This window comes from Chryseobacterium pennae (assembly GCF_003385515.1).
GTDB lineage: Bacteria > Bacteroidota > Bacteroidia > Flavobacteriales > Weeksellaceae > Chryseobacterium > Chryseobacterium pennae.
This window is the reverse complement of sequence record NZ_QNVT01000001.1, coordinates 537,751-553,769: the sequence shown is the minus strand read 5'-3', so window position 1 is coordinate 553,769 and position 16,019 is coordinate 537,751. Positions and strand designations below refer to the sequence as shown.

Below are 16,019 nucleotides of genomic sequence, written 5' to 3'. Positions count from 1 at the left end.
AGCCGGAGATGTTACCAATCCACAGGTCATGGCGATGTACAAAGAACATGGAGTAGATCTGATCAACGCTTACGGGCCAACAGAAACTACGGTATGTGCGACATTACATCATTATAACGAAGATGAAAATCCGGTGAATATCGGAGGTCCAATTGGAAATATGACGGCTTATGTCCTGGATAATCACCACCGTATAGTTCCTGTAGGCGCTATAGGAGAGCTATATGTGGGCGGATCCGGAATTGCCAGAGGCTATCTGAATAGACCGGATCTTACCGAAGAACGTTTCATTACGAATCCTTTCCAGACAGAAGATCAGAAATCAAAAGGAGAGAATGGACGTTTATACAAAACCGGAGACTTAGTACGCTGGTTATCCAATGGAGAACTTGAATACATCGGAAGAAATGACTTCCAGGTTAAGATCCGTGGGTATAGAATCGAATTGGGAGAAATTGAGAATCAGTTGCTGGGTTATCCTGGAATCAGCCAGGTTGCAGTTTTAGCCAAAGAAAATACTTCAGGCTTAAAATACCTTGCAGGCTATTATGTTTCTGAAAATGAGATAGATTCATCTTTACTATCAGAATGTCTGTCAGAATCATTACCAGAATACATGGTTCCATCAGTGTTTGTTCACTTAATCTCTTTACCTCTTACAATCAATGGTAAATTGGATAAGAAAGCATTACCTGAGCCAGAATTTACAGGCAGTAAAAATTATATTGCACCAGAGACAGATCTTGAAAAACAGCTTGTTGCAGTATATGGTGAAGTATTAGGAATTAATGCTGAAACGATCAGTATTCATGACGATTTCTTCCGATTAGGAGGAAACAGTATCATGGCCGTTAAACTAATCAGCAAAATCAGACAGGAGCTGGATCTGCAGGTCAATGTAGGCATGGTGTTTAATCATAAAACTGTGGCCTCTCTTTCCTATGCTTTAGCTCATGAAAATCATAACGAAAATGGAATAAACATAGTTCCTGTTAAGGTAAATTCCCCTGAAGAGCAACGATTGTCCTTTGCCCAGGAAAGACTTTGGTTTATAGAATCCTATGAAGGCGGAAGCAGTGCCTATAACATTCCTATTATTACAAGATTAGATGACAGTATTCAACTGAATCTTTTTGAGGAATCTTTGAGAACGGTAATAATGCGTCATGATATACTTCGGTCAATGATTCATACTACTGAGAACGGAATAGGATATCAATTAGTTACAGACCTTGTTCCTGAGATTAAAATTTCAGAAGTAAATAACGAATCAGAATTGGAGCATGCTGTCAACAGATGTGTGAATAAGGTTTTCAGCCTGGATGAAGAAACTCCTGTAGAGATCAATATTTTCAAACTTGCAGAGCATGCCTATCTGTCTATTGTTGTTCATCACATTGCTTTTGATGGCTGGTCTATAGATGTTTTCTTAAAAGAAGTAGCTTCCATTTACTATAGTCTTTCTGATGGAAAAGAACCGGAACTTTCTCCGGTAAAAGTTCAGTATAAAGACTTTGCATTATGGCAGCGTGAGTATCTTTCAGGAGATCGCCTTGAAAATCAGATTGGATATTGGAAAAATAAACTGGATGATTTCCAGAACCTCGAATTGCCTTCAGATTTCAAAAGACCATCTCAAATATCCTACGAAGGAGAAAATCTTTATTTCAACCTGAATACAGAGCAGGGAGAAAAACTTAGAGCCCTTTCCCAAAAGTTGGGGGTAAGTCTGTACAGTGTAATGCTGGGAGGTTATTATCTGATGCTGTCTGCTTATTCCGGACAGGACGATATTGTGGTGGGAAGCGCGATAGCGAACCGTCACCATGCGGGCCTTGAGGAGATCATCGGTTTCTTTGTCAATACCTTGGCTTTAAGAGAAAAAGTAGATCCGGCACAGAATATCAGTGATTTCATTCTTCAGGTATCAAAATCAGTCAATGAAGCTCAGTCTCATCAGGATCTTCCATTTGAAAAACTGGTGGATGAGCTTGGCGTGGAGCAGGATACTTCAAGACATCCTGTTTTCCAGGTAATGTTTGGACTTCAAAGTATTGATGGAGACGTTAAAGCCAATAAGGAAGAAGCATTATTCCATCCTTTTACCGGAGAAGTAGATTATAAGGCTGCTAAATTTGATCTTACCACAATGATTGACGATGACGGAGAAAATATCCGGATCATGTTCAATTATGCGAAAGCTTTATTTAAAGAAGAAACCATTATCCGAATGGCAGGTTCTTATCAGCTTCTTTTAGATCAGATGATAGACACCAATCCGGATCAGACACCAATCCGTAATCTTTCACTCATATCAGAAGAAGAAACACAGCAGATCATCACAGAATGGAATGCCACGCAGGAAGACTATCCATCAGAAATGACCATTCATAAGTTATTTGAATATCAGGCAGAAAAAAATCCTGATACAATAGCTTTGGTATACAATGATGTTAAACTTTCATATCGTGAACTGAATGAAAGATCCAACCGTTTGGCTAATCATCTGATCCATCAATACCAGACTCAGCCTGACGATTTGGTACCACTATGTCTTGAAAGATCCGAAGATATGCTGATTGCAATTCTTGCCGTATTAAAGGCGGGAGCTGCTTACGTACCAATGGATCCATCCTATCCTGCAGACAGAATAGGTCACATCCTGGAAGATACCCAGGCAAAATTGGTCATTGCACAGGAAAGTACCATCGATAAATTACAGAATATAAACGTCATTTCACTTGATGAAGTGACTCTTAAAGCAACACTTGAAACAGAAGTAGCTAATAATCCTGTTACAGAAGTCCATTCAGGGAATCTTGCTTACGTGATCTATACCAGTGGAACCACAGGACTTCCTAAAGGAGTAATGATCGAGCATAAAGGAGTAATAAACCTCATCAGATCAATGATAAAGGCTCACCAGCTTGACGAATATCAGGAAGTAGGATGCTATTCCAATTATGTATTTGATGCCTTTGTGTATGAAGCATTCCCAGTATTATGCAACGGAAATTCCCTATGGCTATACAACAATGAGCTTAGAACTTCAGTGAATGAGCTTAATGATTATATTAAAACCAATGCCATAGAAGTTTCCTTTATTCCACCAGTTTTGTTGAGAGAAATTGTGGAAAATGGAACAGGTTTAAAACTGATCTTCGCAGGAGGAGAAAGTTTCCCGGCATTGGATAAAAATATTGAAAATATTACCCTTGTCAACGAATACGGGCCAACAGAAGGAACGGTATGTGTTACACTGCACGATTACAAAGAAGATAAAAACCCGTTGAATATTGGGGGATCGATTGCCAATACAACTTTATATGTTCTTGATGCTCAATATCGCCCTGTTCCTGTAGGAGCTGTAGGTGAATTGTTTATCGGAGGGGCAGGTATTGCCAGAGGCTACCTGAACAGGCCTGAGCTTACTGAAGAGCGTTTCATGGTAAATCCGTTCCAGACCTCAGAGCAGAAAGAAAAACATGAAAACAGCCGTTTATACAGAACCGGAGATTTAGTTCGATGGTTACCAAACGGAGAACTGGAATACAGAGGAAGAAATGACTTCCAGGTGAAGATTCGTGGTCACAGAATTGAGTTGGGAGAGATTGAAAATACCCTGCTTCAATTGGAAGGCATTCGTCAGACGGCTGTTTTGGCAAGAGAAAATAAATCAGGAGTAAAGTATCTGGCAGCTTACTATGTTTCAGATTCAGCTATGGATGCTGATCTGCTTTCAGAATATGTATCAGAATCTCTTCCGGAATATATGGTTCCAGGTGCTTTTGTTCACTTAGCTGAACTTCCGCTTACCATTAATGGAAAGCTGGACAGAAGAGCATTACCTGAACCTGAATTTACAGGCGGTAAAGACTATGTAGCCGCTGAAACAGAACTTCAGTCACAGCTTTGCCAAATCTATGGAGATGTTCTGGGGCTTGATCCTGATACCATCAGTATTCATAATGATTTCTTCAGATTAGGAGGGGACAGTATTATCAGTATTCAGCTGGTAGGAAAGATCCGCCAGCAGCTAGAAGTAAGAGTAAGTGTAAAAGAAGTATTTACTGCCCGAACGGTAGCCTCATTGTCTCAGCTTATAGAAGATAAAAAACATGGAAGTGAAGCCAATATTCTTACCGAGCAGGGAATTCTTACAGGAGAAGTTCCGCTTCTGCCGGTACAGGAATGGTTCTTTGAGCAAAAAGAATCCGGTTACCTTACAGCATTCAATCACTGGAACCAGGCATTCATCATTAATGTTCCGAAGCTTAACAAAGTTCTGTTTGAACAGGCTATAGACTTATTACTGACGAAACATGATGCCTTCAGATTGGGATATACAGGTCATACTCAGGAATATAAATCAGGAGAAAATGCTCCTGAAATCAATTATCTTGACGCTTCTGATCTGAAACCGGAAGAACTGGCTGATATATTCACAGACTGGCAGTCCCATTTTGATATTGAAAACGGTTCACTATATCAGATTGGATATGTTGATGGTTATCAGGATGGAAGTGCAAGAATATTTTTTGCATTCCACCACCTTATTATCGATGCCGTAAGCTGGAGAATCCTTACCGAAGACCTGAAGAATATCTATCAAACCCTTGAAAAAGGAGAAAATTATCAGGTTCAGAAAGGAAGCAGCTACCGTCAGTGGGTAGAAGCCATCAGAAGCTATAAAAAAGAAACTCCGGAATCCAGAGATCAAGAAACCACGTATTGGAATCATATTGCTGATATTGTTGAAGAAAGTAATTCAACATTATCTAAACTCATTACAGGAGAATACCAGCATGGTCACCTTCAATTGGATAAAGAATCCACAGGAACTCTGATTCGTGGAATACATCATGTATACCATACTCAGATCAATGATTTGTTGCTTTCAGCTTTAGCACAGGCTCTTACAAAGGTTACGGGGGATAAGTGTCATGCTATTCTGTTGGAAGGTCATGGACGTGAAGAAGTATTCAGCCAGTTAGATATCACTGAAACGATGGGATGGTTCACCACCATGTATCCGGTACAGCTGGAATCAGGAAAATCATCAAAAGACACCGTTATCCTGACCAAAGAATCTTTGAGAAGCATCCCGAATAATGGAATCGGTTATGGTAGCCTGGTAGGCTATACAAACCGTGGATTACCGAAGATCAGTTTCAATTACTTAGGCCAGCTTGACAAAGAAGATGTATCAGGTGAGAAAACATGGTTCATTGCAGCCGAAGATACCGGAGCAGGAGTTGGAGCTTCCAACCGTGACAGTCATTTCGTAAGTATCAATGGTGCAGTTGTCGACGGTCAGCTTCGCTTCGGAATTTCAGGATACCTTTCAGCTGAAAACATTACCCTTTTATCCGAAAGCTTCAAACAGAATCTGGAATCCATTATTAAGAACCTTTCAGAAGAGAACAGAAGCTACCTTACGGGATCAGATGTAGATCATGTGGTGGAAAAGACTCAGCTTTCAGCGATTCAGGAAAAAGGAGAAATAGAAGGAGTATATCTTGCCAACAGCTTACAGGAAGGATTTGTCTATCATGCCCTGAACCAGGGAGAAACAGATGACGCCTACAGAGTACAGCTGATGTGGGAGTATCGTGCTAAAATAAATACAGAGAAATTAAAAAATTCATGGAAATTAACCCAGGCACAATATCCAACCCTTCGTGTCAGATTTGACTGGAATGGAGAAATCGTACAGGTAATAGACAAAAAAGGAGAATTAGACTGGAGATATCAGGATATCAGTGCTCTGTCTGAAGAAGAGCAGGAAAAATTGATCAAAGAAATCACTCATAACGATCGTTTTGAAGGATATGACCTGACCAAAGGAAATCTGTTCAGAGTCTATCTTTTCAAACGAAATGAAGAATATTACAGTTGCCTGTTCAGTAACCATCATGCTATACTGGATGGATGGAGTATGCCTGTGATGATGAATAGCGTTCATGAGGCATATCTGAGCCAAGTGAATAATGAAGAATATGTGCTGTCAATAGACCAGGCATATGCCGCGAGTCAAAAATATTTACAGGTCAACAAAAAAGCTGGCCGTAGCTTCTGGGATCAATATATGACTCTTCTTGAAGATCAGGAAGATCTGAAAAGCCTTGTAAAAGAAGATCAAAGACAGATAGATTTAGGAACTTATCGTCATATCAGAGATCATCAGAAAGTAACAATGTTGATAAACGGAGACAGATATCACCATTTGAAAGACTTTACGAAAGCTCATGGGCTAACAGTAAATGCTGTATTGCAATATTTATGGCACAGCCAGTTAAAACTGTATAGCGGATTGCAGACAACAGTAGTAGGAACTACCGTTTCCGGAAGAAGCTTACCTGTGGATGGTATAGAATCCTCAGCCGGATTGTATATCAATACCTTACCGTTAATTGTTAATCATGAAGACGGTCGTGTCATAGATCGTATCATGGAAATTCAAAACAGGATCAGTGATCTGAATACCCATAGTGATATCAACCTTGCAGAGCTTCACCATGACGGACGTCGTATCTTCAGCAGCTTATTTGTGTATGAAAATTATCCTGTTCCAAAAGGAGAAGGAAGCAATGAACTTGGTTTTATATTCAAAGATTCGGTGGAAAAACTGGATTACCCTCTAGGAATAATGGCTTCAGAACAGGGAGAAAGTGTATTGCTTAAACTGAACTATGAAGGCGCTCTTTTTGAAAACAAAACCATGAAGCAGCTGATGGATGGGATGGAAATTATTCTGAATCAGATTCTTGATAATCCTGAAATGACATCCGATACCCTTTCTTATATTTCAGAGAGCCAATTGGAGCAGATGTTTGCCTGGAATGATACCCAATTGAGCTATCCGTCAGATAAAACAATTCACAGCCTATTTGAAGATCAGGTGCTGAAAACTCCCGATAATATTGCTCTGGTCTATGAAGACATAAAACTTTCATATCGTGAATTGAATGAACGCTCAAACCGCCTGGCCAATTACCTGATCAAAGTTTATGACATTCAGCCGGATGACTTAATCCCTTTATGCCTGGAACGCTCAGAGAATATGCTGATTGGAGTTCTTGCCGTATTGAAGGCCGGAGCAGCGTATGTTCCAATGGATACTTCTTATCCGGCAGAAAGAATAGAATATATCCTGTCAGATACCAAGGCCAAAATTATGCTGGCTCAGGAAAGTACAGCAGAGAAATTACAGGGTATGAATGTAGATGTTATTTCTTTAGATAATACCTCATTCAAGCAAATCATTGAAAAAGAAAATGCATCCAATCCGGTTACAGCTATTAAGCCGGACAATCTTGCCTATGTCATCTACACCAGTGGAACCACGGGACATCCAAAAGGTGTAATGGTAGAACATACAAGTGTAGTGAACCGGATTGTCTGGATGAATGATACCTATCCTTTGGTACCAACAGATAATATCCTGCAGAAAACGCCTTATACATTTGATGTTTCCGTTTGGGAATTATTCTGGGCTCATTTCTATGGGGCATGTATCGTATTTGCACGTCCGGAAGGACATAAAGATCCAGAATACTTAGCTGAAGTTATTCAAAAGACCGATGTGACCATTTTACACTTTGTACCTTCTATGTTAAGTGCCTTTGAGGAAACATTAGACACTAAAGAAGAGTTGCAGGCCATGGTAAAAAGCTTAAGATACATTTTCTGTAGTGGAGAAGCTCTACCATTAAAACAGGTACAGGATGCACGAAGATTAATGAGCCATGCTGAGATTCATAACCTTTACGGGCCAACGGAAGCTACCGTGGATGTTCTGTATTATGACTGTAATGATCCTGCTATTCAGAACGTATTGATTGGGCAGCCGATTGCCAATACAGCAGTATATGTGCTGGACAAATTCTTACATCCGGTTCCTATCGGAGGGGTGGGAGAACTGTACATTGGCGGTGTAGGAGTTGCCAGAGGATATCTGAACAGACCGGAGCTGACGGAAGAACGCTTCATTGCAAATCCATTCCAAACCAATAAAGAAAAAGACGAAAAATATAACGGGACCTTATATAAAACAGGAGATCTAGTAAGATGGGTGTCCGGTGGAAACATAGAATACCTGGGTAGAAATGACTTCCAGGTGAAAGTTCGTGGTTTCCGTATCGAACTTGGTGAAATTGAAAATGCTCTGGTAAAATATTCCGATATCCGCCAGGTAGCAGTATTGGCCAAAGAAAATAATGCAGGTGTAAAATATCTCGTAGCCTACTATGTTTCTGATAACGAGTTAAATGATGAGCAATTGTCCGAATTCCTATCCGCAACATTACCGGAATACATGGTACCAAACATTTTTGTTCATCTGAAAGCATTACCTGTTACCCTTAATGGAAAACTGGACAGAAAACAGTTACCGGAACCGGAATTAAAAGGAAGTCATGAATATACTGCGCCAGAGAATGAATTGCAGGAAAAACTATGTAAGGTTTATGGTGAAGTATTAGGAATAGACTCCGAAACGATCAGCATTCATGACGACTTCTTCAGACTGGGAGGAAACAGTATTATGGCGATAAAGCTGATCAGTAAGATCAGGCTGACATTGGATATGCAGGCTAACGTTGCAATGATATTCAATCATAAAACTGTGGCTTCTTTATCGGCGGCGTTAATGGAAAATATTCAGGAAGATCAGATCACTATTCTTCCTTCACAAGTAGATTCGTTGGAAGATCAACGATTATCTTTTGCCCAGGAAAGACTTTGGTTTATAGAATCCTATGAAGGCGGGAGCAGTGCGTATAACATTCCGATGACAGTTACTTTGAGCAGAAAAACCGATATTCCGGCTTTACATAGAGCTTTAGAAACTGTAATCCAACGTCACGAAGTACTTCGTACATTCATTCTGACTACAGAAAATGGGGTTGGTTATCAGGTGGTTACTGATCTTCTTCCCGAAATCAGAACTATAGAAGCAGGAAACAGAGAAGAACTGGAGGAGCTTGTAAACAGAAGCGCTCATAAGGTATTCCGTCTGGAAGAAGAGATTCCTGTTGCAGTCAATATTTTCAAGTTAGATAATATCAGCTACCTGTCAGTAGTCATTCATCACATTGCTTTTGATGGATGGTCTACCGATATATTCCTGAAAGAAGTGGCTGAAGCTTATCATGCCATTGCCGGAGGAAAACAGCCGGAGCTTCCTGAATTAAATATTCAATACAAGGATTTTGCATTATGGCAGCGAAACTATCTTACAGGAGAACGTCTAGATAACCAGATTAACTATTGGAAAACAAAACTGGATGACTATCAGAGCTTAGATCTTCCGGTAGATTTCCATAGACCTGCCGAGATTTCTTATGATGGTGATACTGCTAGATTTAATATCCCTGAAGCAATGGCGCTTGGATTGAAAGACATTTCTAGAAATCTTGGAGTAAGCTTGTACAATGTCATGTTAAGTGGTTATTATCTAACTCTTTCTACCTATTCAGGCCAGGAAGATATTATAGTGGGAAGCCCGATTGCCAACCGTCATTATGCAGGGCTTGAAGATCTTATCGGGTTCTTTGTGAATACATTAGCATTGAGAGAAAAAATTGATCCTCAACAAAATATAAAGGATTTCATTCTGCAGGTGTCAAAATCAGTCACAGAAGCTCAGGCTCATCAGGATCTTCCATTTGAGAAACTGGTGGAAGAACTGGGAGTGGAACAGGATACTTCAAGACATCCGGTGTTCCAGGTGATGTTTGGCCTTCAGACCAGTAACGCTGGAGGTGTTGCAGCTCAGGAAGAGGAGGTTATTTTCCAGCCTTTTGATGGTGACGTAGATTATCAGGCAGCGAAATTTGATCTGACAACAATGATTAACGAAAGTCCTGAAGGAATTCAGATGTCTTTCAACTATGCTACCTCTTTATTTAAAAAAGAGACAATAGCCCGTATAGCAAACACTTATCAACACCTGTTGGGCCAGATTGTACAGATTGAAAAATCCAATACTGATCATCTGAAAATAGGAGAGTTATCTCTTCTTTCAGAAACAGAGAACAGACAGATTACAGAGATATGGAATGATAACAGAAAAGCATATCAGGATAAAGCTACAATTCATCAACAATTTGAATATCAGGCTGCCAAAACACCTGATGATATGGCATTGGTATATCAGGATGTTAAACTATCTTACAATGAACTGAACGAAAGAGCAAATCAGTTGTCAAATTATCTCATCAAAGAATACAAGCTTCAGCCTGATGATCTTGTTCCATTATGTCTTGAACGTTCAGAAGATATGCTAGTAGCAATTCTTGCGATATTAAAGGCCGGAGCAGCGTATGTTCCGATGGATCCTTCTTATCCTGCAGATAGAATCAGTCATATTTTAAAAGATACGGGAGCTGAGGTGATTCTTATTCATGAAGAAGTAAAAGACAAGTTCAGTGAGGCTTCCTTAGAGGTGAATCTGGTTTTATTGAATGATAAAGCATTAATTGAAGAACTGTCAACAGCAGAGACTCATAATCCTGTTTCCCGTGTAACGTCAGACAATTTAGCGTATGTGATCTACACCAGTGGAACCACAGGACTTCCTAAAGGAGTCATGATTGAACATAAAGGGGTTATCAATCTGATCGATGCGATGACTGAAGTTCATCAGCTTGAAAAATACAAAAATGTAGGAGTCTATTCCAATTATGTATTTGATGCCTTTGTGTATGAAATATTCCCGTCTTTATGCAACGGAAATACCCTTTGGTTGTACAGTAATGAGCTTAGAACTTCAGTGAATGAGCTTAATGACTATATTAAAACCAATACCATAGAAGTTTCCTTTATTCCACCAGTCCTGTTGAGGGAAGTTGTGGATAACGGAACAAGTTTACAGCTGATCCATGCAGGAGGAGAAAGTTTCCCGGCGTTGAATAAAAACATCGAAAATATTACCCTTATCAATGAATACGGACCAACAGAAGGAACGGTGTGTGCTACGCTTCATGATTACAAAGAAGATCAAAACCCATTAAATATTGGTAAAGCAATTGCCAATACAACCCTATATGTTCTTGATGCTCAATATCGCCCTGTTCCTGATGGAGCCGTAGGAGAGCTGTACATTGGAGGAACGGGTGTTGCCAGAGGGTATCTGAACAGACCGGAACTTACTGAAGAACGCTTTATGGTTAATCCATTCCAGACAGCTGATCAGAAAGGAAAAGATGAAAACAGCCGTTTATACAGAACCGGAGATTTAGTACGCAGACTGGCTAATGGAGAATTGGAGTACATGGGAAGAAACGACTTCCAGGTGAAGATCCGAGGACATAGAATTGAGTTGGGAGAAATTGAAAATACCCTGCTTCAATATCCGGGCATTCGTCAGGCAGCCGTTCTGGTGAAAGAAGACAAAGGAAATATGAAATATCTTGTGGGATATTATGTTTCCAATCCGGTAATTGACCCTCTCCAGTTGTCAGAATTCTTATTGAAATCACTTCCAGAATATATGATTCCTAATGTTTTTGTTCATTTAACAGCTTTACCGTTGACGATTAATGGTAAACTGGACAGAAGACAGCTTCCAGAACCTGAATTTACAGGCGTATCAGAATATGCAGCTCCGGAAAATGAGCTTCAAAGACAGATTGCAGTAATTTATGGAGAAGTATTAGGTCTTGATCCTGAATCTATCAGTATTCATGATGATTTCTTCAGAGTAGGTGGAAACAGCATTATGGCGATAAAACTGATTAGCAGAATACAGCTGGTATTGGATGTAAAAGTGAAGATTGTAGATGTTTTCAAAGAAAGAACCATCAGTAAGCTGGCGGCTCTTATTACAAAATTCGGTAAAGAATACAGAACAGTATCCATCCTGAATGCAGTCAATAACAATCCGAATATATTCTTTATCCATCCAGGAAACGGAGGAAGTGAAGTATATCAGTCCCTCGCAGAACAACTGAAAACCAGCTATGACTGCTATGGCGTGGATTCTTATAACCTCTATCATGAAGAAAAGATTGATAACCTGAATAAACTGGCAGGATATTACCTGGATCACATCATTCAGATACAGGAAGAGACCCAGCAGGAAGAATATATTTTACTGGGATGGTCTCTGGGGGGAACCATTGCGCTGGAAATAGCTTCTCAACTGGAAAAACGAGGATGCAAGAAGATTAAAGTCTATCTGCTGGATACCATTTTCTATGCCTCAGATCAAAAATTAGTCAACTTCCTTTCATTCCCTTCCGATGAAGAATTGAGCAGCAAATTGGAAGTTCCTGTAGATCACAGCCATTTTATTGCTACAAAAAGCTTTATGTCGGCAGAGTTTACCATTGCAAGAGAACACATTTCTAATAGCCTTGGTTTTACAAAAGTGGTCTTATTAAAAGCAATGTTGGGTGGAGAAGGATTTGACGAATCATTTAATAATTATATGATGGATTGTACCTATAACAATGTAGACTCAGTTATAGAAAATCAGGAACTGTTATCAGTATATCCTGTGGAAGCTGCACACCAGTTTATGTTAGAAAAAGAAGAACAGATCATCGATATCATTAATAAAACAGTTGGACAATAAAACAGCATGGGAGATCATTTTCTCCCATGCTTTTATGTAGAACCATAAAAGGAAAACCCATGAACAGAACAAGATCATCAAAACCACAGATATTTTTATTGCACTATGCCGGCGGAGACAGGAATTCCTTCCGCCCTTTAATAGAAGGGCTGCAATCCCATTTTCAGGTAGAAACTCCGGAACTTCCGGGAAGAGGTGACCGGATGGCAGAGCCTCCTTTAAAAAATAAACAGGAAGCCATTGCTGATGTATTGGAACAGATACAACGGGTAAGACAGAAAGATGTTCCGTATTTGATCTATGGTCACAGTATGGGAGCGATATTGGGGCTGGAAATTTGTCATGCGATGGAAAAAGAGAGTGATGCTCCCGTACATTTTGTTGCTACAGGGTATCCGGGCCCCGGAATAAAAAATACACCTCCTATTGCAGACCTTCCCAAAACCGAATTCTTTGCAGAAGTAAGAAAACTGGGTGGGATTTCCGATGAGGTAATGCAATATGAGGAATTATTAGACTTTTTTGAGCCAGTATTGAGAAGTGATTTTGGACTTTTGGAGAACAAAAGCAATCAGATTCCCGATATAAAAATACAGACACCCATTTATGCCATAATGGGGAAAAGTGAAAAATATGCACTGAATATAAGAAACTGGGCCAACTATACAGAAGCAGAATGTGAATGCCAGATTGTTAACGGAAACCATTTCTTTATCAATCAGAATTTCAATTATCTGTCGCAGGTCATTAAAAATCTTATGAATACTGCAACAGCTAAATGATAAAATATCTACTCACCCATAAAGCAAATCTATGCCTGGAAAAAAAGAACACGCGCTAACCTTTATCTATATCACAGTACTGATTGATATTATTGGAATAGGAATTATCGGGCCGGTATTGCCTACCCTGATTACAAAACTGTCCAACGCAGACAACATAAGTATTACGGCTCAGTATATCGGCTGGTTTATATCCGTATATGCTTTAATGCAGTTTCTGTTTGCACCGGTTTTAGGAGGGCTAAGCGATAGATATGGACGCAGACCCGTACTTTTATGCTCATTATTAGGACTTGGAATTGATTATCTCATTCTTGCGCTGGCACCTGATATTGCATGGCTGTTTGTAGGAAGGGTCATCAATGGAATTATGGGTTCCAGTATGACAACAGCAGCAGCGTACATCTCAGACGTCAGTACCCCTGAAAAAAGAGGACAGTATTTTGGAATCATGAGTGCCGTTGCTGGGGTAGGAATGATTATTGGGGCCCTCATTGGTGGAGTTCTCGGACAATATGGAGAAAGAATTCCCTTTTATGCTGCCGCCGGATTAAGCTTACTTAATCTTGTTTATGGTTTTTTTGTGCTCCCGGAATCATTATCAGAAAGCAATCGCCGCCCGTTTTCCTGGAAAACCGCCAACCCGATTGGAGTCATGAAAAGCCTGGATAAGAAAATACTGGCCCCTGCATTTATCATTGCCTTTATTTTGATTGCTTTAGCAGGACATTCTGTACAAAGTTCCTGGAGTGTATATGTGATGGATAAATTTAATTGGAAAGAAGATATGATAGGCTATTCAATGGGGTTTTTGGGGTTGCTGATGGTGATCTTTCAAGGTGGTTTGATTGGGCTGTTTATCAATAAATTAGGGCAGAGGAAATCTGTCATTATTTTCCTGGCGTTCTTTTGTCTGAGTATGCTGTTATTCGGGATTGCTAATAAAGGCTGGATGATGTTTGTTGTCATAGCGATTTATGCCCTCGGAGGAATGGCATCCCCAATACTTCAGGCCATGATTTCCTCAAAAGTTCCGGATAATAAACAGGGATTATTACAGGGCGGACTTACCAGTGTTCTCAGCTTAACCTCTATTTTCGGGCCATTGCTGATGACATGGATATTTGCTTATTTTACCTCTCCCCGGTCACCCGTTTCTTACAGCGGTGCACCTTTTATTTTTGGAGCTATTTTAGCCGTAATTGGTAGCTTTTGTATATACATAGCTATGAAAAAAGACAAGGAATTGAAGTGAAAAATCAATCAAATGAAAGATAATCAGTTGTTTATTCTATGAAAGAACACTTTGATGATCCATTCGCTTCATCAAATCAACGGAGTTGATTTCATCTTTGCCTCCTAAAATCTACGGAATCAAAATAAAAACTTTGCGTCTAAAAAATAGAGTAAGTTTACAAACCAAACAGATCTCAAAGATCTGTTTGGTTTTGATGATTTATTGGTGAGATTATATCATTGAATAAGTTGTATGATATCCATCCTTAGCCTCCTAAAAATAAAACGCTATGAAAACTTTACGTCTAAAAAATTAAAGAGTACCATTATTTAGCAATAATAGACAATAGAAATGCACTTAAGATCAATACCTTTGTGATTCTACATCTTTTTATTTTGGAAGAATATAAAAAACGGATTGTAAAAATTATACAATATATTGATGCAAATCTTGACGCTGACCTCTCTCTTGAAAAGATTGCAGAGATCAGTGCCTATTCTCCGTTTCATTTTCACAGAATATTCAAGCTGATAACAGGAGAGACCCTTCAGAATTTTATTATCAGAAAAAAAATAGAAAAAAGCGCTTTTTTTCTGGCGGTAAAGAAAGAGATGGAAATTAAGGAAATCTATCTTGATCTTGGGTTTTCCAATCACTCTGTTTTCAGCAAAACCTTTAAAAAACACTACGGATTACCACCATCCGAATTTCGCAGAACAGCTCCCAAAGCATTTCACAAGATTTTACAAACACAAAGCAAGAACGGACAAACTGATACGGTTTTCAGCCAATACATTTGCACTATTGAAAACCTGTTAAATTGGACAGCAATGAATTTAAAAATTGAAGTAAAAGAAATGCCGGAAATGAATCTGGCAGCAGTAATGAGCCTTGGAATTGCGAATGTAGAACATTCTTATAATGTGCTGATAGACTGGGCAAAGAAGAAACACCTGTTTCCACGGGAAGAGGTGAAAATGATCTCTGTGTATCATGACAGCTTTAAAGTAACCCCTCCCGATAAGGTCAGGATTCATGCCTGTATGCTTTTGGATGAAAAGTCAGAAGAACCAACAGGGGAAGTTTTTTCAGAATCTATAGAAGCTGGAAAATTTATTGTAGGAAGCGGTGAGGTTACCCTTAACGATTTTGAACAATGCTGGGTATCATTGTTTTTATGGATGAATGAACATAACTATTCTACAAGAAGAACGTTTCCGTTTGAGATCTATCATTCCAACTTTAAAGAACATCCGGAGGGAAAAATGATCGTGGACTTCTGTATCCCCATTCAGTAGTTAATACTGAATGTTTTAAACCGGAAGTAATGAAGATAATGGATATTAGTTATTATGACCAAAAGTAACTTCCAGCCTCCTTTCTTCCAGGGCCCAGCATTTTTTACCATTCAGTAACTAAA

At 39.4% G+C, this 16,019-nt stretch carries 4 protein-coding genes; all 4 read left to right on the top strand.

The features are described 5' to 3' along the window. Nucleotides 1–12,580: non-ribosomal peptide synthetase (locus tag DRF65_RS02540; RefSeq protein ID WP_115968610.1), on the top strand; the 12,580-nt coding region annotated here is incomplete at its 5' end. Between the two features lie 59 nt (nt 12,581–12,639). Continuing rightward, nucleotides 12,640–13,362 (top strand): thioesterase II family protein, encoded by a 723-nt coding sequence (locus DRF65_RS02535; RefSeq protein ID WP_165852158.1) that lies wholly within the window; start codon nt 12,640–12,642, stop codon nt 13,360–13,362. Between the two features lie 31 nt (nt 13,363–13,393). After that, on the top strand, nt 13,394–14,617 hold the full coding sequence (locus DRF65_RS02530; RefSeq protein WP_115968607.1) for a TCR/Tet family MFS transporter: 1,224 nt from the start codon (nt 13,394–13,396) through the stop codon (nt 14,615–14,617). A gap of 377 nt (nt 14,618–14,994) precedes the next feature. Next, nucleotides 14,995–15,897: an AraC family transcriptional regulator gene (locus DRF65_RS02525; protein WP_123947260.1), complete on the top strand. Its 903-nt coding sequence runs from the start codon at nt 14,995–14,997 to the stop codon at nt 15,895–15,897. Nucleotides 15,898–16,019: the final 122 nt, after the last annotated feature.